At 64.4% G+C, this 23,153-nt stretch carries 5 protein-coding genes; all 5 read right to left on the minus strand.

The features are described 5' to 3' along the window. Positions 1-12: 12 nt before the first annotated feature. From AC0Z4S_RS03390 to AC0Z4S_RS03410, 5 genes are read right to left on the minus strand one after another with little or no spacing between them, the layout of a single operon-like run. A complete protein-coding gene (locus tag AC0Z4S_RS03390; protein WP_039762895.1) occupies positions 13-219 on the minus strand; it encodes an MbtH family protein in 207 nt (68 codons plus the stop codon). Further along, entirely contained in the window at positions 212-895 is a 684-nt protein-coding gene (locus AC0Z4S_RS03395) for a hypothetical protein (protein WP_485622028.1), read from the minus strand. The genes AC0Z4S_RS03390 and AC0Z4S_RS03395 overlap by 8 nt, the downstream gene beginning before the upstream one ends. Further along, positions 892-9,987, minus strand: coding sequence for an amino acid adenylation domain-containing protein (locus AC0Z4S_RS03400; RefSeq protein WP_485622029.1), 9,096 nt, complete (start codon positions 9,985-9,987; stop codon positions 892-894). Before AC0Z4S_RS03400 ends, AC0Z4S_RS03395 begins: the two co-directional genes overlap by 4 nt. Next, positions 9,987-14,099, minus strand: a complete 4,113-nt coding sequence (locus AC0Z4S_RS03405; RefSeq protein ID WP_485622030.1) for a non-ribosomal peptide synthetase — start codon at positions 14,097-14,099, stop codon at positions 9,987-9,989. Before AC0Z4S_RS03405 ends, AC0Z4S_RS03400 begins: the two co-directional genes overlap by 1 nt. After that, positions 14,096-23,104: a non-ribosomal peptide synthetase gene (locus AC0Z4S_RS03410; protein WP_485622031.1), complete on the minus strand. Its 9,009-nt coding sequence runs from the start codon at positions 23,102-23,104 to the stop codon at positions 14,096-14,098. Before AC0Z4S_RS03410 ends, AC0Z4S_RS03405 begins: the two co-directional genes overlap by 4 nt. Positions 23,105-23,153 lie beyond the last annotated feature (49 nt).

The raw sequence follows: 23,153 nt of genomic DNA on the forward strand, positions 1-23,153 counted from the left end.
CCCTCACCTTTTTTATTGGAACGACACCGATGATTGCTCGTGCAGCGAACGCGGGCGCATGTCGATCCAGTGTTCGTTGATGTAATCCAGGCAGACCTGGCGTTCGCCACGCATCCCCGCCTCGTTCCAGCCGCTGGCCATCGGCTTGCCCGCCGGCCACAGGGAATACTGACCCTGGGCGTTGATCACCACATCGAATTGCAGGTGTGCGTCATTCATGTCGTTCTCCTGTTGAACGCGATTGCAGCGTGGCCAGACTCCGGTCGAGCCCGGCGGCGAGATGGTTGAATACGGCATGTCGCTGTTCGTCGCTCCAAGCGCAGGCCCCGACGTAAACCCGCACGGACGCCCCGCAGACCTGAGCGCAGGTGTCTGCATCGTCGTCCGCAAAGGCCCGGGCCGACACCTCGGCGTTGGCGCTGGCATGAGCCTGGGCAAACGCGGTGGCAGCGGCCTCGGTATTGAGTTGTGCGTAATACTCGGCGAACGCCTCGGCATCGCCGAAGTGCTCGGAAATCGCGGCGCTGTTGGCCGGTGCGAGGCCGTAGGTCATCGCACTGGCGTGGGCCTTGGCGTACGCCGCGTCGTAGGCATAGGCCTTGCGGTACAGCGCCAGCAACACCGGTTTGAGCGTGGCCCGCCACTCGCCCTGACGCCCGATCACGCCGAGCGCCGCCCGCTGATGCAGGCTTTGCAACGCGAGCAGCGCCTGCTGATGTTCCGGCAAGGCTTCGCAGAGCATCGGCATGACCACGTCGGCCTGCCAGAGATGAAACAGCTGAAACGGCACCTGCCCCCGCAATTGTCTCAAGCGCAAGGCCGTGTTCGAATCGGCTTCGCACAACACCTTGGTCAAGGCCAGCCACCATCGCGGCATCGAGATCGGATCATTCATGGCGCAGGCTCATCCGTACCGATCACCTCGGCCAGCAACCGCGCCCAGCGGCCCGCCACGATGCCGTAGTGATCGGTGTCGAGGGTTTGCCAGCTGCGCAACTGCGGCAGCAAGGCCTGCCAATTGCGTTGCAGGTCGTCCGGGTTCCAGGCATTGCCCAGCCCGTAAGGATTGGCCTGCCCGGCGATGAACAGCCGCACCGCTGTAGTCGCCAGCGCCGGCGGCTGGAAGTCGAGCATGCTGGTCATGTTGTTGCGACAGCACACCGTCAGCCGTTGCAGATACGCCTGACGTTCCTCGGCCATGCCCTGCCCTTCAACCTCCGGCCAGCGCTGGGCGAACTCGCGTTGGAACACCTGCTCGATCGTCTGTTCGTCGATGCCGGCCAGTTCCGCACCGGCATCCGGCGCGGGCGGGTCGATCAGGTATAACAACGGTTGCCTGAATCCGTCAGCCTGGGCCTGATGACACAGAGCCTGCGCCACCCATGCACCAAATGACCAGCCTGCCAGGCGCCAAGTGCTGCCGTGCGGAAGGTGGGCCTTGATCGCCGCCTGATACCGGCGTGCACGTTCGTCCACGCTGATGTTCGGCAACTGCGGCACACGCAGCGCCGGGTCGGCGATCACGCACACGCCCAACTCCGCCGGCAATGCCGACACCAGTTCCCGATAGGCCTGAACATCGCCACCCACCGGGTGGATCAGGTACAGCCAATCGCGGCCGGCACCGGCATGCCATTGATCAATCCGCACCGCGTCGTGCCAGTCGTGCGGTGCAGCCAGGGGCGCCTCTTCAACCGTGGCGGCCGACACCAGCCCGAGCACTTCGCTCAGGCTGACCTTGTGGCTGAATTGCGACAGCTGGAATACCTCACCAGTGGCCGCTTGCAGTTCGTCGATCAGGTCGAGCAGCGTCAGCGAATCCGCGCCCAGGTCGTACAGTGAATCGTCGTCCTCCAGCTCGGCGACACCGAGCCACTTGCACAAACATTCACGCAGGCGCGTCGACAGATCCACGCCCTTCGGTGCCTCGACCACTGCGGCCACGGCACCATGGCGAACCGGATAGAACCGCCGCGCCGTGTCGATGCCGGTGGTGGAGATCAGTAGCTGCGGCAACTGCGTCGCCATCGCCAGATCGAACACCCGACAGCCCTCTTCGGCGGACAGGCCAACCGTCAAATGCTCCAGGTGCGCGGTGTCTGCGCTGTTGCTGGTGGTGGCCATGCCGATGTCGCGCCAGATGTCCCAGTTGATCTCCAGGCGCAGGCAAGCGTCGGTTGCGTTCGGGCGATAGTGGGTGAAGCCGTCGAGCACCCCGCTGGCCGCTGCGTAGTCCAGATGCCCCGCGCCGCCAAACAGTGCTGACATCGACGAGCAGTACAGGACAAAATCCGGCGTCAGGTGCTCGATCAAGGCCTCGACCGCCAGCATGCCGCGGGTCTTGGCGGCCATGGCCTCGGCCATTTGCCGAGCATCGCGGTGACGAATCAGGCTGCCTGCACCGACGCCCGCCGCATGAATCACCCCGCTCAGGCGACCGTAACGAACGGCCAGTTGATCGAGTACCTGCGGCCAGCGCGGCAGGTCGGCGATGTCCGCTTTGATGCAGTCGATCCGCAAAGCGTAAGCCGCCAGAGACGCCGGCAATTGCCCCTGACGCGAGAGCAGCACCACCCGGCGTGCAGGTGCCTGCAGCAGGTGTTCGCACAAGGTCCGGCCGATACCGCCGCTGCCGCCCAGTACCAGGAACGTACCGTCTTCCGGCAGAAGCCCTGATGTCGTTGCCGGGCCGGTCAATGGCTGGGGCATTAAACGTGGCTGCCAGAGATAACCATCGCGCACCGCCATTCGCCGAGGCAATGAGACCGGATCGACCAACAACGCTGCCAACTCGTCCGCGTGCGTTCCGAGGCGCGCCGACGGCCAGTCCAGCCAGTGGCAACGCACCGGGTATTCCTGCGGCACCACTTCAGTGACGCCGGCCAGCGCTGCCAGTTCGGGCCGTTGAACCTCGCCGTCCACCGGGCATGCCTGCCACGACATCAACCACAACCGCAGACGGGTCGTGCGCGGTGTTTGCCCCCAGGCCTGCATCAGCGCACTGACCGTGTCCAGACAGGCCCACTGCGCCAGATCCAGCGATTGCTCGTTGACTGCACCAGACACCGCCAGTGGCAAGGCATGCAGCCAGTCGAGCTCGCCGAGTGCAGGTTCTGCGACCTCAGCGAGCAAACGGTTCAGGGCCTCAGCGTCCAGCGGATCAAGCTCGAAACGGTCCGTGCTCAGGCGTTTGAAACCGTTGCCGGTGCGCACTTGAATCACGCGTCGATACACGGCGTTCAGGCTCGCCAGCAATGTCGATTCGGGCGCGTCATGGCTGCACAGAATCAGCACCTCACGGGATCCGGCCGTCGCTGTCGCGCTCAGGCGCCGGGTGCGCACCCACTGTCGCTGGTGGAACCAGTCCGCCAGCGGTTGTCGCTCAAGGGTTGGCGCATCAGGTTGAACAGCTACAGGTGGCTGGAAACGATACGGCTGAAGATCGAACGACGACGGCGGTAAATCCCAGGGCGGTGGTGCCGAGCGTTGTGGCCACTGGATATTCGCGCCTTCGTACCAAGCTTCCAGCAGCTCCTGCGGCGATTGATCACGGGCGATCAACGGCGCGCCCGAGGCCGTGATTTCCTTGATCGCTGTCGGCTGCAATGGAATGTCGTCACCCCGCCGGCACACTATCGCGAAGCGCCAGCGCAACTGCCGGCGACCTGACTGCAAGTGCCGCAACAACGCGGTCTGCTGCTCAGGATTCGTTTGCAGGTATTTGCGAATCGCCGCGATATCGCGCAGCAACTCCGCCCGGCTATGCGCTGAAATCATCAGCAGCGGCAACGTTTCCTCAACAGTTTGCTGCGCCGTAGGTGCAGCACCAACGATGACATGCGCATTGGTCCCGCCGATCCCGAAACTGCTGACACCGGCCAGTCGCCGCCGCCCTTGCGGCCATGGCCGGGACGTGGTCGGCACATAGAACGGCGAATGCTCCAGGTCGATCTGCGGGTTGATCCGGCCAAAACCCAGGTTCGGCGGCAGTACGCCATGGAACACCGCGAGGCTGGCGCGAATCAGCCCGACCACACCCGCCGCCGCACCCAGATGACCGATCTGGCTTTTCACCGAGGCCAGCGCGCATTGGCCGGCCGGCGCATCGCCGAACGCCTTGGTTAACGCCGCGACCTCGATCGGATCGCCGAGCAAGGTGCCGGTGCCGTGGGCCTCTACGTAGCCGATGTCGGCGCCGGTTAACCCGGCACGGCTCAAGGCATCGCGGATGACCGCGCTCTGCCCGGCCACCGACGGCGCGGTGTAACTCATCTTGGCCCGGCCATCGTTGTTCAACGCCGATCCTTCGACCAGCGCGTAAATCCGGTCGCCATCGGCCCGCGCCTTGGCCAGCGGTTTGAGCACCACTACGCCGTAGCCGCTGGCGCCAAGGGTGCCGCTGGCGTCGTCGCTGAACGGACGACACAAACCGTCGGCGGAGAAAATGTGCTGCGAACGGTGCCGGTAGCCCTCGGTCAGCGTCGGGTCGATCAGCACCCCGGCCGCGAGCATCACGTCGCTGTCGCCCTGACGCAGCATCGAACTGGCCAGGTGCACGGCGATCAGCGAGCTGCCGCAAGCAGCCTGCACGCTCAGGGCCGGGCCGTTCAGGTCCAGGTGATACGCGGCTTTGGTCGCCAGAAAATCCTTGTCGTGATGCAGCGCCAGCTGGAAGCCGTCGGGCAAATCGTCGTCTGCGGCTTCACGCAGCATTTGCTGGAAGTAAGTGGTTTCGCCGCAACTGGCGATCAGGCCGATGCGCGGGCCATTCGCCGACGGGACGATGGCCGCGTGTTGCAGGGCCTGAACGCACGCCATCAGCAGGTGCCGCTGTTGCGGGTCCATCAGGCGCGCTTCCTGGCGGCTGATGCCGAAGTACTCAGCATCGAAATCGAGCATGCCCGCCAGTTGACTGCGGGCGCCGACCAGCCCCTCGTCAGCGGCAAAGTGCTCAATGCCCAGCCGATTGCCTTGCACCATCGCCCAGAACTCGGACAGGTTCTGCGCCCCGGCCACATTGACCGACATGCCGATGATCGCCATCGGCTGATGGCCTGCATCGGTCTGCCCTACACGCTCGGCCACGTCCACCGGCGCGGTCGACAGATGCGCCGCCAGACGTCGCACCGTGACGTATTCGAACAGGTCGGCCATTGTCACCTTGTGCGGCAGCTCTTCGGCGTAACGGCCATGCAAACGCATCAAGCCGAGGCTGGCGGCGCCGGCCTCGAAGAAGGTCTGCTCCGGTTCGATGTCCCGTCCGATCACGGCCTGGAACAACTCGCTGAGTTGCCGTTCCAGCGCGGTCAATTGAACAACCGGTGTTGGCGTGCTGCGCCGCTCCAGGGCCTCGCCAACATTCGGCAAGGCCTTGCGGTCGATCTTGCCGCTGGGCGTGCGTGGCCAGAGGTCGATTCGCCGGTATTCATCGATTCGCACATGGGCCGGCAGCCGTTGCGCGACCTGACGATCCAGCTCATGGGATGTCGCAGGTTCGCCCTCGAGCTGCAGCCAGGCGATCAGCCGTGGCGGATCGGCCTGCACCGCCACCACCGCGTTGACCACTTCCGGAACCTGCATCAGCGCCGACTCGATCTGACCCAGTTCCAGACGATGGCCGCTAAGTTTGATCTGCTGATCGTCACGTCCCAGATAATGCAGGCAGCCCTGGGCATCGGCCCACGCCAGATCGCCGGTGCGGTAGTACAAACGGCCGTTTGCCAGCTCGACAAACCGCGCAGTGTTCAACACTGGGTCAGCCAGGTAGCACCGGGCAACCATTGGCCCGGCCACCAGCAGGTAGCCACGGCAGCCGTTGGGCACCGGGCGGTCATGCTCATCCACCAGCAACAGCCGCGCATTGCCAACGGCATGGCCGATCGGCGCGCGCAACGACCAGTTCCGCGCCACGGACGGCAGGCGCAAGGCGCTGACCACGTGGGTTTCGGTCGGGCCGTAATGGTTGAACAGCGAGGCGTGCGGCATGCCGCCGAACCAGTTGCGCAGCGCATCGGTGCAAAGCAGTTGCTCGCCGGCCGTGATCACCTCGCGCAATGCCGAAGGGTAGATGCCCCGGGTCACGGCGGTTTGCGCCAGATGCTGCAAGGCCACGTACGGTAGAAACAGGCGCTCGATCCGCGCCTCGACCATGTACTCCAACAACGCCTCGGCGTCCTGACGCCAGCGCGGCGTGATCAGGTGATAGCACCCGCCGCCGCACAGGGTGCTGAAAATCTCCTGAAACGACACATCGAACGACAGCATCGAGAACTGCAGGGTTACCGCTTTCGCCGGCAACTGCCCTTCGGTGCGCTGCCATTGCAGCAGGTTGCACAGGGTGCGCTCCGACACTTGCACACCTTTGGGCGTGCCGGTCGATCCGGAGGTGAACAGCGTGTACAGCGGCCGTTCGCCGGCGTGGCGTCGACGTTCGAACGTTGCGGCATTGGCGCTCGGATCGACCCGATGGGTGGCGAATCGTCCGGCGTTAAGGTCATCCAGCGCTGACTTCGTCATATCGCTGAACAGCACGCAATGCGGTTGCGCCTGTTCCAGCACCTGGCGCTGGATCGCCACCGGATAGGCAGGATCCAGCGGCACGGCCGTCAGATTGAGTTTGGCCAGGGCCAGCAAGGCGACGATGTGTTCCACCGAGGCATCGAGGAACAGCACGACATGCAATGGCGCGTTCCCGACGGGCCACGGATGGCACTCGATCAGGTTTGCCGTCAGGGCATCGGCCAGCGCATTCAGTTCGCTGTAGGTAAGGCGCCGCTGGCCTTGAACCAGCGCAACCGCATCCGGCGTGCAATGCACTTGATGCTCGAACCCGTCCGCCAGTGTGTTGAACGGCAGCGCAGTCCGAGGGCCCTCACTAGCCGGAGGCAAACCACGTCGATACGGACCGAGCAAATCGTTGAGGTTGGCCGCCGGGGTTTCCAGCAACAGGTCCAGGCCTCGGCGAAACAGCGCATTCACTGCGCGCATCTGTTCGCCATCGAAGTAGCTGCACTGATATTCCCACCAGCATTCCAGTTGCGACCCGCTGCCCACCATCAACAGCGTCAGCGGGCACTTGGCGTGCAAGTGCTCGTTGAATTGCAGCGTCGCGTGCATGTTCGAATCGGCCAGCGCTGCGTAATCGGTGTTCTCCAGCACGAGCATGAAATCGAACAGTAACGGGCTCGACGACAGCCGCAGGTCTTCCACCAGATCCGCCAGCGCCACGTCCTGCAACGCCAGCACCTCGCGCACCGTGGCGGTCTGCTTGCGCAACTGTTCGTCCAGGGTCGATGCCTGCTCGACGGCGGTCGGGATCAGCACGGTGTTGGCAAACATGCCGACCGTGTCTTCGAACTCCGCCAGTGGCCGGTTGGACACCGGACTGGCGATCCGTGGCCGTTCGCACCCGGTCAGGGCGTACAGGCTCCAGGCGAAGACGCTGAACAGCACTTCGAAACGGGTCAGCCGTTGTTGGGTGCAAAAGCGTTCGAGGGCCGCGCTGCGCAGGGTGCCCAAAGGTTCCCGGTGCAACCGGGCGTCCGGGCTGATTTCGCGCATTGGCATCAATGCAGGCGACGGTTCTTCCTGACGGCGATGCAACTCGGCGAGGGCGCGGCGCTGGTCACGATAATGCGGATCGACGCTCCACTGGCGCTGCCACTGGCCAAACTCCAGCGTCGTCAAGCGGGCCGCGGGTTGCAGGCTGTCGCGGCCTTGCAGGACATCGCTGTAAAGCTGCGCCAGGTCGTCGAACAGCAGGTTCACAGACCAACCATCGACGATGATGTGATGCAGGTTCAGCAACAGCCGGCAGCTGCCATCGGCGAACGGCAACAGCCAAGCCTGAAACAGCTTCGGGGTGGTCAGGTCGAACGGCGCGGCGAACACCAGGTCGGCGAAGGCCTGCCAAGTGTCCTCGGTGAAATGCCCGACCGCAAAGATGCGACAGGTCGAGCCCTGCTCGGCGATTACCTGATCCAGCCCATCGGCACCCGCCACGAATGCCGTGCGCAACCCCGGATGACGCTGCACCAGACGCCCCAAAGCCTCGGCCAGTGCCGCGACTTCGACACCTGCCGCCAGATTCAGAATCAGCGGCACGCTGTAGGCGGTCGAGGTCGGCGAGCGTTGTTGCAACAGCCACAGGCGGCGCTGTTCGGCGGTGGCCGGCAGGCGTTTTGCGCGACTGATCGCAGGCGCGGGTGGGTAGATCGCCGCGCCGTTCGTTTCACCGCTCAGTTGTACGGCCAATGACGAGAAAGGCTCGTTGAGCAACGTATCGATCGCGATCTCGCGCTGCCAGCGGACACGGATCGCCGAACGCAGGCGCATCGCCTTGAGCGAGTCGCCGCCACAGCCCAGCCAATCGTCCTGCGCACTCAGAGCGGGTTGGCTGAGCAGCGAACGGGCCTGACTCAGCAACCAATCCAGCGCCGGTGATGCGTTTTCGTTATCCGTAGCCGTCAGGACTGGGTGCCACGGACTCAAACCTTGGGCCAGCAAGCTATCACGATCGATCTTGCCATTGGCCGTCAGCGGCAGGCGCTCCAGCAGGAACAGCTGATTAGGCCGCATGTAAGGCGGCAGTTGTGCCCGCAGATGGTTTTCGAATGCGTGATAGTCCAGAGCCCGGCGAGGCACGATGAACGCCAGCAACTGATGATCTTCCGCCGCCTGCCGCCGGGTGCAGACATACACCTGCGCCACACCCGGATGCTCCAGGATCCGTTGCTCCACCTCCCCCGGCTCGATCCGGAAACCCCGGATCTTCACCTGCCGGTCGACGCGCCCCAGGTACTCGATCAGGCCTTCGGCATTGCGCCGCACCAGATCGCCGGTGCGGTAATGCACCTGCGCGCCACCGTCGAGGTCGGGCAAACGAACGAACTGGCGGGCGGTTTCTTCGGGCCGGTTGCGGTAGCCACGGGCGACACCACTGCCACTCAAATACAGCTCGCCGACCTCGCCTGCCGACACCGGGCGTTGCTGCTCATCCAATACTTGCACGCCGGTATCCGGCAACGGCCGGCCAATGGGCGCCGAGTCGCCGGCAAAATCGCGGCTGATCGGCCAGCACAGGGCAAACGTGCTGCATTCGGTGGGGCCGTAGACGTTGAAGATCCGGCAGCGGCTCTCAGGATTGGCTCGATACCACCTGCGCACGGCGGCAGCGCTGATCTGCTCACCGCCGATCAGCACCTGACGCATGCTGGAAAAGCACGACGGCCACTCGGCAATCATCGTGTTGAACAGCGACACCGTCATGAACAGGTTGTCGACCTGCGTGCGCTCCAGCACCTCGGCCAGTCGACGCGCATCCAGCACGTCCTCGTCAGCGATCAGGACGCAGCAACCGCCGTTGAGCAGCGGCGCCCACAGTTCGAAACTGCACGCATCGAATGCCGGGTTGGACAGGCAGGCAAACCGGTCCGTCGGGCAAATCTCGATATAGCCGTCGGTGGACGCCAGCCGCAGCAAGCCGCGCTCGCCAACCTCAACCGCTTTCGGCGTGCCGGTGGTGCCCGAGGTGTAGAACAGGAACATCACCTCGGCGAAGTCTTCGGCCAGTGTTTGCGGCGCAGCGTCCGGCTGATCGAGCAAGGCCTCGACACTGGTTTGCCACAGTGAAGGCGACCACAACGATTCTTCATTCAGGGTAATCAGGCCGACACACGCCGCATCCGCCAGCATCAGTTCCCGGCGTTGGCGCGGGCTGGCCCGGTCCAGCGGCACCACTACCGCGCCAACTTTCAACGCGCCGATAATCGCCGCCAACCACTGCCAGCATCGCGGCATGCACAGCGCCAGCGACTGGCCGGGCTCGACGCCGCGCGCCAGCAACCCTCGGGCGATGCGTTCGCTGGCGCTGGCCAGTTGGGCGTAAGTCAGCCTGACCGACTGATCGATCACCGCCGGGGCTTGCGGATTGCGCGCCACTTGCTCGGCAAAAAGCGCGAGCAACGGCCTGTCATTGGACGCACTCATTACTTCGCCTCCTGCGCGTCGAAGCGTTGCAGCTCCCGACGGATGATTTGCGAGACCCGGTGGATTTCCGCGCTCTCGAGCATGTCCCAGTGCCCGCCGCTGACCAGTTTCGCCAGATAGCCGCTGCCCGCGCGGCGACGCCAGAAGCCGCGCAGTTCATGCAACTGATGGCGGCTGAAATCTTCCCGCGCCTGGATCAGCACCACACGACCGGCGCGCGGCGAGCACTCATAAGCGGCCATGGCCAGCCGGTTGTGGTTGTAGATGTTGAAATAGCGCTCGACCTGGGCGTCTTCGATGCCGGGGTACATGCCGTTGAAGCGCACCAGTTTGTCGCGAAACTCGGCCATGTCCACGGTGCCGATCTGCTCGCGGAAACCGGGGTCGTCGCTACCCTGGGTGTCAAGCAGCACCACCGTCACCTGACGATGCCCCGCCGCCGTCAACCGTCGCGCCATTTCATAGGCTACGAGGCCGCCGAACGACAACCCGGTGAGGATCAGCGGTTGCTGTGTCAGCGGCTCAATCTGGCGCAAGTAGGCCTCGGCCATCGCTTCGACCGTCGGCTCGGTGTTCTCCCCCGGATTCAGCCCCGGCGATTGCACGCCGTAGACGCCGGTTGTATCCGGCAGCACCTTGGCCAGCGATAGGTAGCAGAACGCCGTGCCGCCCGCCGGGTGAATGCACACCACGTTGTGCTGGCCGCTGCCGCGTCGGAATTCGATCAGGTTGCTCTGGGCCAGCGCCGGGTTGGCCCCGACCCGCAGCCAGCCGCCCAACGTTTCGATGGTCGGGTAGCTGAGCACCACGCGCACCGGCACTTCGACCGCGAACTGCTGGCTGATTTCATGGGCCATTTTGATTGCGGCGATGGAGGTGCCGCCGACATTGAAAAAATTGTCGCGAATGCCGATCTGCGGCGCCAGCAACAGGCTTTTCCAGATCTGGTACAACGCCAGTTCGATGTGATCGCGCGGGCTGCTCAGGTTGACCTGGCGGTTGGTCATCTCTTCATCCGCCAACGCTGTCAGCGCGGTTCGGTCGACCTTGCCATTGGCGGTCAGTGGCAGCGCGTCGAGCCACAGGTAGCTGCCGGGGATCACCGCTCTGGGCAATGTCGTCGCCAGATGGGCGTGCACCGCTGCTTCGTCCACGGTCTCGGCCACCACGCAACAGGCCACCAGCCGCTGATCCTGCGCTGCTTCGCCGACCATCAGCACCACGGCGCTGCGAATGCCGGGAAACGCTTCGAGCCGGGCTTCGATCTCGCCCAGTTCCAGACGCACGCCGCGCAACTTGACCTGAAAGTCGTTGCGACCGAGAAATTCCAGTTGACCGTCCGGGCGATAACGCGCCAGATCGCCGCTGCGATAGAGCCGATCGCCTGCCACAAACGGATTGTCGATAAAGCGCTCGGCACTGAGCTGCTCCAGTCCCAGATAGCCACGGGCCACGCCCACGCCGCCAATGTGCAGATGCCCGGTCACGCCCACCGGCACCGGCTGGTCGCGGTCATCAAGCACGTAAAAACGGTTATTGGAAATCGGCCGGCCGATCGGCAGCTGCCGGGCCGGCACCTCGGCGCCAGGCTCCAGGGTCCAGATGCTGTTGATCACCGTGGTTTCGGTCGGGCCGTAGACGTTGTGCAGCCGCGCATGGGGCAGGCGCTCCTGAAAGCGCCGGGCCAGAGCCGGTGGTAGTTCACCGCCGCCGCTGAACACGTCAGTCAGTGACGCACACTGGCTGACCTCGTCGACCTCCAGAAACAGCTGTAGCATCGCCGGCACGAACACCAGCGCCGTGACCTTCCGTTCGCGCACCTCGCGCGCCAGATACGCTGGTTCGTAATGCCCGCCGGGCCGCGCGATCACCAGCCGCCCGCCAGTTGCCAGCGGCCAGAACGTCTCCCACGCCGAGGCATCGAAACCGAACGGAATCTTGTGCAGCATCGCCCCCGCTTCGCCGCAGACCTGCAAACACCATAGCAGCAGGTTGCTCAGGCCACGGTGGGCGACCATCGCACCCTTGGGCAAACCGGTGGTGCCCGAGGTGTAGATCACGTAGGCGAGGTGGTCAGGGGTGACGCCGACATGGCGCGGATCAAGATTGTCCGCCGGCAATGACGCCCAGCTCGCGGCATCTTTTTCGAGGTCGAGAATCGGCGCTTCCCAGGTCGAGCCTTGCACGGCTTGCCGCAGGATAGCGTGCGCCGAGCCGAGGGTCAGCAGCACCGCCGGCGTGCTGTCACCGAGCATATGGCTCAGGCGTCCCAGCGGATAATCCGGATCCAGCGGCACGTAGGCGCCGCCGGCCTTGAGCACTGCCAGCAACGCGACCGGCAACTCCAGCGAGCGCTCGATGCACACCGCCACGCGCACATCCGGGCCGACGCCCAGGTTGCGCAAGTGCCGCGCCAGGCGGTTGGCCCGGGCATTGAGTTCGGCGTAGTCAAGCGACTCACCCTCGAACACAACTGCGCAGGCCTGAGGGTTGCTCGCCGCCTGCGATTCGACCAGTTGATGCACGCAGGGCGCCGCTTGCGTCAGTGGCGCGGCGCGGTTGAACTCCACCAGCATCTGCTGACGCTGCGCCTCGTTCATCAACGCCAAGGCATTGATCGGTTGCTTGGCGTCGGCGGCGATCTGCGCGAGCAGGTGGCGGTAGTGCCCGCTCAGGCGTTCGATGGTCGCAACGTCGTAGAGGTCGGTGTTGTATTCCACCAGCAAGTCCAGTCGCCCTGCCCGCTCGACCCATTCGAATGCCAGATCGAACTTGGCCGTGGCACTGCTGGTGCCGTACGGCGCCAGTTCCAGAGCGGGCATCTGTACCGCGTTGCCCGGGGTGTTCTGCAGCACCAGCATCACCTGGAACAACGGTGAGTGACCGGGATCGCGCGGCGGGTTGACGGCCTCGACTACGCGGTCGAACGGCACGTCCTGATGGGCGTGGACGTCGAACATCTGCCCCCGCACCTCACGCAGCAGTTCAGCGAAGGTCTGCTGCGGATTCAGGCGCTGACGCAGCACCAGCGTATTGACGAAATGACCGATCAGCGGCTCGATTTCCGGGCGATTGCGATTGGCGAACGGCGTGCCGATGCACAGATCCTGCTGACCGCTGTGGCGCCACAGCAGCACCGCCAATGCGCCCAGCAACACGTTGAACAGCGTGCCCTGAGTCTGCCGGGCCAGCGCGGTGAGTTCACGCAAGGTGTCGCCATCGACGGACGAACTGAGCGTTGCCCCGACAAAGCGCTGCACCAGCGGTCGCGGCCGGTCAGCGGGCAAGGTCGATAACAGCGGCGCGTCGTCCAGGGTGCGCCGCCAGTAATCGAGCTGCGCGTCCAGCGCCGCACCACCCACCCGCTGTTGCTGCCAGCACGCGTAGTCGGCGTATTGCACCGACAACGGCGCAAGAGTCGAGGTTTCGCCACGCAGATAATCGCCGTACAGCGTGGCGACTTCATGCAGGATCACACCCATCGACCAGCCGTCGGCGATGATGTGATGCACGCTGTACAGCCACAGGTACTCATCGTCGGCCACGCGCAGTAACGACGCCCGCAGCAGTGGGCCGGCGGCCAGATCGAACGGCGCCCGGGCATCCTGTTCAACCGCGATTCGCACTTGCTGCTCACGCTCGTCGGCAGGCAATTGGCGCAGATCCGTCACCGACAACGACAGCGGCATCGATGAATGCACCACCTGACGCGGTTCACCGTCCACGCTGCAAAACGTCGTGCGCAGGACTTCGTGGCGGGCCACCAGTTGGTTGAGCGCCCGCTCCAGCTGCGCAACGTCCAACTGCCCTTTCAGCGTCACCGCCGTCGGCACGTTGTAGAACGGGTTGCCGGGTTCCAGTTGATCAAGAAACCACAGTTGCCGTTGCGAAAACGACAATGGCCAGGCCCCGTGCGCACCTGCACGGCGGGGAATTACCGCGTCATCTTGCCCGCCGAGCAAGGCGATCAGTTCCTGTTTGTGACGCTTGAGCGCCTGGGTCAGTTCTTCGGTGAGAAACCCGCGCGGCGCCTTGCAGCGCAGCCTGTCACCGTCAACCTCGAGCACCACGCCATGGCGAGCGAACAACGCCAGCAATTGATCGGCATTCATACTTCGAATTCCTCCATGTCTTCATCGTCCAGGCTGGCGGTCACAGGCTCGATGGCAAACGCCTCGACTGGCGCGCGGTGTCGTTCATCGGCCGTGCGCAGGCCGCCGATCATCGAGTAGATCAATTCATGGCTCGGCCCGAGGTCGAACAGCGTGGTCAGTTGCTGTTCTTCGACCGAGCCGATGCCGCACAGGCCCAGGCCCTGCTCGACGGCGGTCATGCTCAGCAACTGGGCCATCGCGCCGCTTTCGATGTGGCAGAAGTCGCGGCTGCGCTCGCCGTACAGCGGACGAATCGCCGCCATGTCGGCGATGAAGAACAGCGAGAACGCGGCGTTCTCGTACACCGGACGGTTGACGAAATAGTCATAGGTGTCCGGGTCGAGCGCTCCGCTCTGGAGCGCCAGCAGACGATGCTGGCGGGGATCGTAGTAATACGCGCCGCCGGGTACGCCGAGCACGCGATCCGGCTTGACGTAGAGGTACGCCTGGATCGGGTACAGCCCGCCCGCCGACGGGAACTGGTATTTCACCTCGCCATCGAGTTGCCCTTGGGCCAACGCCGCCAGTACGTGCGCGAAGGCCCGGGTGGCGATCGGTTGCCGATCGTATTGACGCACCGAGCGGTAACTGCTCAAACGTCGGGCGAAGGCCGGGTCTTGCGGCAGGTCCAGCGCCAGCGCCGGCAGGGTCTGAGCGAAGTCCCGGCGTCCGCGCTGTTCGGCCTTGAACTGCGCCCGCTGCTGGGGATCTTCGATGATGTCCTGTACGGGATCCGAGGCCTGCTGCACGTTGCCGAGCACATCCTGCCGCGCCCGGTTCTGGCGGTACATGCCAAGCAGATGCAGCAACGTCGGTTGGGCCAGCAGTTGCGCCACGTGCGGGCGGAACTGCAAGGCGCCGGACAAGGCGTTGCTGATCCTGACGATATCGATCGACGTTGCGCCGAGGTTCAGCAGATTGGCGTTGGCGGCAATGCAATCGCGCTTGAGCACGTCCTGCACGATTGCCACCAGCCGTTGCTCCTGCGGCCCATCGACTTCGATCGCCGGCCCTTGCTCCTCGATCTGTTCCGGTTCCGGCAGGCGTTTCTTGTCGACTTTGCCGTTGGACGACAACGGCCACGCTTCAACGAAGGTGAACGACGGCGGAATCATGTAGGCCGGCAGTTTGTCGCTCAGGTACGCGCTGAAATCGTTGGCCTGCAACGCCGGATCGGCCTTGAGCACATAACCCGCCAGACGCTTCTCGCCCAGCGCGCTGCCCAAAATCCGCACCACCGCGCTCTGCACGCCGGGATGGCGATTGAGCGCGGCTTCGATTTCGCCCAGCTCGATACGATAACCCTGAACCTTGACCTGATTGTCTTCGCGGCCGAGGAATTCGATGTTGCCGTCCGGCAGCAAGCGCCCCAGGTCGCCGGTGCGATACAGGCGCTCGCCGGTCAGTGGATGATCAAAGAAACTGCCGGCGCTGAGCTTGTCATCGCGCCAGTAACCTTTCGCCAGACCGATACCGCCGATGTACAGCTGCCCCGCGACCCAGGTCGGGCGCACCTGCAGCGTTTCATCCAGCACGTAGAAGCGCTGATGATCGAGGGCCTTGCCGTAGGGAATGCTGCGCCACGCCGGGTCGACATGCTGCACCGGGTAGCAGATCGACCAGATCGACGCTTCGGTGGCACCGCCCAGGCTGATCAACTGCAAATCCGGCTGCAAGGCCCAGGCCCGCTCGGGCAGAGTCAATGGAATCCAGTCACCGGACAGCATCGCCACCCGCAGGCTGGCGGGCAACGCGCCGCCCTCGCCCTCTACGTACTCGACCAGCATGCCGAGCAGCGCCGGGACCGAGTTCCACACGCTGACCTGGTAACGTTCGATCAACGCCAGCCAGTGCGCCGGATCAAGTGACAGTTGCGGTTCGAGGATGACCACCGCCGCGCCCACGGCGAGGGTGCCGAAGAAGTCATAGACCGACAGGTCGAAGCTCAGCGACGAGATCGCCAATACGCGGTCGTTCGGGCCGACGGCAAAGCGTCGGTTGATGTCGAGCAAGGTATTGACCGCACCGCGATGATCGATCACCACGCCTTTGGGCTGGCCGGTGGAACCCGAGGTATAGATCACGTAAGCCAGGTCGCTTTCGTTCACCTGCACCGGTTGCAGTGGCAGTACATCGTTTGAGACTTCATCGGTCACCGCGATGGCCGTGACTTGCGCCGGCCATTCGATTTTGTCGAGCAGCGCTGGTTGGGTCAGGGCCAGACTCGCCTCGGCCCGCTCCAGAATATGCCGCAGCCGTTCCGCCGGCTGAGTCGGCTCGATGGGCAGATAAGCGCCGCCGGCATACAGAATCGCCAGGGTCGCGACCACTTGCTCCCAACCGCGTTCCATCACCACCGCGACCAAGCGGTTCGGCAGCACGCCTTGCGCTTGCAGACGGGCGCCAAGTTGCCGTGCCTCGTTGCGTAGCTGGGCGTACGTCAGCTGTCGCGCACCGATTACCGCCAGTGCATCCGGTGTGGCGAGGGCCTGACGTTCGAACAAGTCGTGCATCAACGGCAGCGTGTGCTGGTTGTCGACCGGTGCCGGCAAGCGTGCCTGCGGCAACAATTGCGGCGTGTTTGCGCCCCAGGCTGCCGGCTCGCACAGGCTGTCGAGCAGCGTGTTATAGGCGTCGAACATCTGCTCGATCATCCCTTGCGGGAACAGTTCGTCGATGCTGTCCCAGTTAAACAGCAGGCGTCCTTCCAGCTCCAGCAACGTGTGGTCGAGCCACACCTGCGGGGTCTGGGTGATGCTGTGCATGTGCCTGGCATTCAATGCGTCGGCGAGATTGAACTCGGCCAGTTCCGGCGCCGCTTCCGACAGTGTGCTGTTGAACACGATCGGCATCGCCGTCTGCTGCACGCCCCGGGCCTGGGACAATTCGCGCAGTACTCGCACACCGCTGACCACCGAATGGTCGATATCGCGCCACAGTTGCGCCTGCACCGCGCGCGCCTTGTCGGTGAAACTCTGCGAACCGTCGATGCCGACTTCCAGCAGCACCAGCGAGGTGAAGTCGCCGATGATTTCGTCTACATCGGGATGCAGCGGCATGCGGTTGAATAGCGGCAGGCTCAGGGTGAAACGCGGCGTGCGGCTCCACAGTGCCAGCACTTCGCTGAACGCGGTCAGCAGCATCACCGACGGCGTCACGGCAAACTGTTTAGCCACGGCTTTGAGCTGCGTCCACTGCGCCGCCGACATGTCGCGGTCGCGGCGGGTGAAGTGCGGGTTGGCGATGCTTTCCGGCTGGCGCACCAACGGCAGGTCCGGCGCCGGGGCCAGAGTGGTCACCCGCTCACGCCAGTAGCCCAGCGCCTGCTCGTAGCGGCGGCCATCGCGCAGCTGTTGTTCGGCCAGCACATAGTCGCGGAAAGTCAGGCCCGGTTCCGCCAGTTCCAGCGTCGGATCGACGTAGAACGCCATCAGTTCGCGGGCGAGAATCTGCGTGCTTGCCGCGTCGACGATCAGCGCGTCGAGGCTGATGTGCAAATGGGTGATGCCGTCGTCGAGCAACGACAGGCTGAACTCGAACAGCGGCCAGCGACTGGCGTCCAGCACCTGGTGGGACTGGCGTTCGCGGGTCGCCTCAAGGGTGCGTTGCGCTACATCAGCGGGCAACCCGCGCAGGTCGCTGCGCGGCATATGGTAGGTCGGCACCTGCCCCAGTACCTGTTGCGTGCCGTTGCTGAGGAACACCACGCGCAGCATGTCGTGGCGCTGGATCATGCGGTTCAGCGCACGCTCGAAACGCTCGGCGTCGAATTCGGGAATGCGCAGTTCTTCGTAGCCGTGGGCACTTACGCCGCCCAGACTGACGGTGGCCTCGCGACCGAACCAGTAGGCTTGCTGGATATCGGTCAGAGGGAACGGTTCATGTCGATTGCCGCGATCCGGCTCGAGCTGGATGAATGCCGGTTCAACGCTTTGCTCTTCACGCGACACCTGCGCCGCCAGATCCAGCAACACCGGGGTCTGGAACAGGCTGCTCAGGGACAGTTGCGCGCCCATGCGCTGGTTGATCGCGTAGATCATCCGCGTCGCCAGCAGCGAGTGGCCGCCGAGGTCGAAGAAGTTGTCGTGGATGCCGACCCTTTCGCACTTGAGCACTTCGGCCCAGATCCCGGCCATCTGACGCTCAATGTCATTGCGCGGCGCCTCGTAAGTCGCCCCGGCACTGCGTTCCGGCGCTGGCAACGCCTGGCGGTCGAGCTTGCCGTTGCGGGTCAGCGGCAATTGCGACAGGCGAACCCAGGCACTCGGGATCATGTGTTCGGGCAACTGGCGCTGCAGTTCGGCGCGCAGGCATTCAGGGGGCGCGGTGCCGACCACATAGGCCACCAGACGTTTGTCCCCGGCCACGTCCTCACGCAGCAACACGGCGGCTTCCTGTACGCCGGGTTGTTGATGCAACAGGCTGTCGATCTCGCCGAGCTCGATGCGGAAACCGCGCAATTTCACCTGTTGGTCGATGCGTCCCAGGTATTGCACGTTGCCGTCGGCCTGGAACTTCGCGAGGTCGCCGCTGCGGTACATCCGCCCGCCCGGCTCGGCACTGAACGGGTCCGGCAGGAAGCGTTCGGCGGTCAGGTCCGGGCGGTTCAGATAGCCACGGGCCAGGCAAGCGCCAGCGATGTACAACTCGCCTGCCACGCCGATCGGCACGGGATTGAGATATTCGTCCAGCACGTACAGCCGCGCATTGGCGATGGGGCGGCCAATGGGCGGCGCGTCCGGCCAGGACTCGGCCTCGTTGCAATCGAGGCTGAACTGGCTGACCACATGGGTTTCGGTCGGCCCGTACTGGTTGTGCAACTGCGCGCCGCCGAGCCCGCGGACAAAGCCACGCAGCTCGTCATTGATTTGCAGGGCTTCACCGGCGGTGATGATCTCGCAGCCGCCGGCCGGCATCGGTGCATCGGTCTCGGTCAGGCCGGCGAGTTGCTGCAACACGGCGAACGGCAGGAACGCCCGTTGTACACCTTCGGCCACCAGGGTCGGGCGTAGCGCGGCGAGGTCCTTGCGACTGTCTTCGGTCATCAGCAACAGGCTGCCGCCCTGGCACAGCGTGCTGCAGATTTCCTGGAACGAGACGTCGAAATTCAGCGAGGCGAATTGCAGCACCCGCTGCGGTGCCCTGGCCTGATCGAGTTGCCAGGTGATCAGGTTGTCCAGCGCACGACGGCTGTGGGCCACGCCTTTGGGTCGTCCGGTGGAGCCGGAGGTGTAAAGCACGTAGCCGAGGTGTTCCGGGCTCACCGTGACCTGCGGGTCATCCGTCGGGTGTTGCGCCCATTGCGATGCGTCAGTGTCCAGGCAGCAGATTTTCGCCTCGTTAGCCGGTAGCCCGGCCATCAGGCTCGATTGCGTCAGCAGCAAGGCAGGCGCCGCATCACTGAACATGAATGCCAGACGTTCGCTCGGGTAAGCCGGATCGAATGGCACATACGCTGCACCAGCCTTGAGGATCGCCAGCAGGCCGATGACCATTTGCGGCGAACGCTCCAGGCACAGGCCGACGCGATGCTCGGGGCCGACGCCTTGTTCGATCAGGTAACGCGCGAGGCGGTTGGCGGCGCGATTCAGTTCGCCGTAGCTCAGTTGCTCACGGTCGGCGAGCAACGCCACGGCGTCGGGTGTTTGCCGGGCGAGGCTTTCGAAACGCGCCACGCAACCGGGTAGCGACGCAGTTTCCCGGGCGGTGCGGTTCCAGTCATGAACGATCTGCTGGTGTTGCTCGGCGCTCAGCAGCTTGATCCCCGCCAGCGACTGCTCGCTATTCTCGAACATCTGCGTCAGTACCCGACGCAGGTACTCGCCGAACTGCTCGACGGTGCCGCGCTCGAACAGGCCCGAAGCATATTCCAGACCGCCGACGATCCGCCCGTCACGCTCACTGAGGGCCAGTTGCAGGTCGAACTTGGCCACGTGATGGCTGCTCTCGACCGGGGTCACCTCAAGCCCGGTCAGCAGCAGATCGGAATCCTGATCCTGTTCCCAGGCAAACAGCACCTGAAACAGCGGACTGTGGGCCAGACTGCGCGGCGGGTTGAGCAATTCCACCACTTGCTCGAACGGCAGGTCCTGATGCTCCTGAGCCTCCAGCGCCACTCGCCGCGCCTGTTGCAGCCATTGCGCCACCGACGGCGTACCCGATTGAGTCATCCGCAGAGCCAACGTATTGACGAAGAACCCGATCAGCCCTTCCAGTTCCTGTTGCGGGCGGTTGGCCGACGGCACGCCGATCACCACGTCGCTTTGCCCCGACAGGCGCGACAACAACAGCGAAAAACCGGCCAGCAGAGTCATGAACAGCGTCGTGCCCTGCTGCATGCCCAGGGCTTTCAATCGCGCGGTCAAAGCTTCGTCGAAGACCAATGGAACAAAGCCGCCGAGGTAATCCTGCACGGGCGGGCGCTTGTGATCGGTCGGCAGCTCCAGCAGCACCGGTGCGCCGCTGAGGGTTTCACGCCAGTAACGGCTTTGCTGCTCCAGAACGTCACCGGACAGCCACTGTTTTTGCCACACGGCGTAATCCACGTACTGCACCGGCAATGGCGGCAGCGGATCGTCGCGATCCTGCAGCGCCGCTGCGTACAGCTGGCCGAGCTCGCGAGTGAGCACGCCCATCGACCAGCCGTCTGAGATGATGTGGTGCTGGGTCAGCAACAGCACATGGTCATCCGCCGCCAGCCGCACCAGGCTGACCCTCATCAGCGGGCCGCAGCTCAGATCGAACGGTACGGCCCCCTCCTCGTCGATCAAGCGGCTCAGGCGTTTTTGCGCATCGTTCCCCTGCACGTCAATCACCGTCAGCCGGATACCGTGCGCAGGCGGCGAAACCAATTGCCGCCCTTCCCCTTCAACGGCAATGAACGTCGTGCGTAGCGCCGCATGGCGCGCCACCAGTTGATTGAAGCTGCGTTCGAGTGCTGCCACGTCCAGCGAACCGCGCAAACGCAGGTTTAACGGCATGTGATAGGCGGCGTTGCCACCCTCCATTTGCGCCAAAAACCACAGGCGCTGCTGAGCAGACGACAACGTTTGCGCGCCCGAGCGTTCAAGGGTTGTGATGGCTGGACGAGCCGCCGCCTGACTGGCGTGCAGCCGTTCGGCGAAGTCAGCCAGAACCGGCGCGGCAAACAGCGTCGAGGGTGTCACTTCCAGCCCCAGCGCATGACGAACCTGCGCCAGCACGCGCATCACCAGCAGCGAGTGACCGCCGAGGGCGAAGAACTGATCCTGACGCCCGACCTGCTCGACGCCGAGCACGTCGGCCCAGATTGCGGCGAGCGCTGTTTCCAGCGGGCCTTGTGGTGCCTGATACTCCTGCTGCTCGAACGCCTCGATGTCCGGCGCCGGCAGGTTTGGTCGATCGACCTTGCCGTTGGCGGTCAGCGGCAACGCATCGAGACGCACGAAGGCGCTTGGCACCATGTAGTCCGGCAGACTGGTTTGCAGCTGTTCACGCAGCGCGCGCGGGCTCAGCGTTGAGTCTGGTTTTTCGCAGTAGTAGGCCACCAGACGCGGTTCACCGGGAATGTCCTGACGCAGCAACACCACGCTTTCCCGCACGCCCGGAATGTCCGCGAGCCGGGTTTCGATTTCCCCCAACTCCAGACGCAGCCCGCGCAATTTGGCCTGGGAATCGTTGCGGCCGAGGAATTCCAATTGGCCGTCGGCCCGGTAACGCGCCAGATCGCCGGTGCGATACAGACGCTCGCCCGCCACGAAGGGGCTGTCGATGAAACGCTCAGCGGTCAGTTGCGGCAGGTTCAGATAACCGCGCGCCACGCCGACGCCACCGATGTACAGTTCACCGGTCACCCCCTCGGCAACCGCTGTACCGTCAGCGTCGAGCAGGTAAATCCGGGTATTGGGCAGTGCCCGGCCGACGGGCAACACCGCGTCGATCTGGCTGTCTTCGGTGAATTCAAAACAGGTGCTGTCGATGCTCGCCTCGGTGACGCCATAGGCCTGGACGATCTGCACCTGCTCACCGCACAGCCTGCGTAATTGCCGGGCGCTGTGGGCGGTCCAGATGTCGGAGCCGCAGACCACGGTGCGCAGGAACGACAGGTCGTGGCCGGTCTCTTCGACCCACGCCAACAGTGGATTGAGCAGCGCCGGCACGAAGTCGGCAAAGCCGATGCGCGCGTCACGTATCAAGCGATACAGGGCCGGCGGGTCCATCAGGGTGTCCCGTGGACACAGCACCAGCGTGCCGCCAAAACCGAGCGCACGGATCAGGTCGGCGCTGAACACGTCGAAGGAAAAACCGGCCATTTGCAGGTGGTTGATCGGTTCGCCCAACTCATAGAGTTGCGCCCAGTCAGCACTCACCGCAACCAGCCCGCGATGCTCGACCATCACGCCTTTCGGGGTGCCGGTGGAGCCGGAGGTGTAGATCACGTAAGCCAGGTGACGGGGTGTCAGGCCGATCGCGTGAGGATCAAGGTTGTCAGCCGCAAGCGCAGCCCAATCGCGGGCGTCGGCCAGATCCAGCAGAGTGGGGGTGGTCGCCGACTGTTCGAGCGCCGCCCGCAAAACAACGCGCGCCTGTCCATGGGTCAGCACCACCGGCGGTGCGCTGTCGGCCAGCATGTGCGCCAGCCGCGCCTGCGGATAAGACGGGTCCAGCGGCACATAGGCGCCGCCGGCCTTGAGCACCGCGAGTACGCCGACCAGCATTTCCAATGAACGCTCCAGGCACAGTCCGACTCGCACGTCCGGCCCGACCCCGAGCTTGCGAAGGTGATGGGCCAACCGGTTGGCGCGGGTGTTCAGTTCACGATAACTGAGCGCCTCCTGCTGCCAGCGTGCGGCGATGGCATCAGGGTTGCGCAGCACCTGCGCCTCAAACAGACCGTGCACGCACAGGTCTGCATCGAACGGTTTCAAGGAACAAACGTCGGGCTGCGTTGGATTCGTCCCACGCAAGGAAGTGTTATCGAGCATCGGAGACTACCGTCCATGACTACTTTATTGTTGTGATCAGGCCGGGACA

The sequence above is a fragment of the Pseudomonas sp. 1L-B-1-E-C1 genome, from assembly GCF_057291835.1.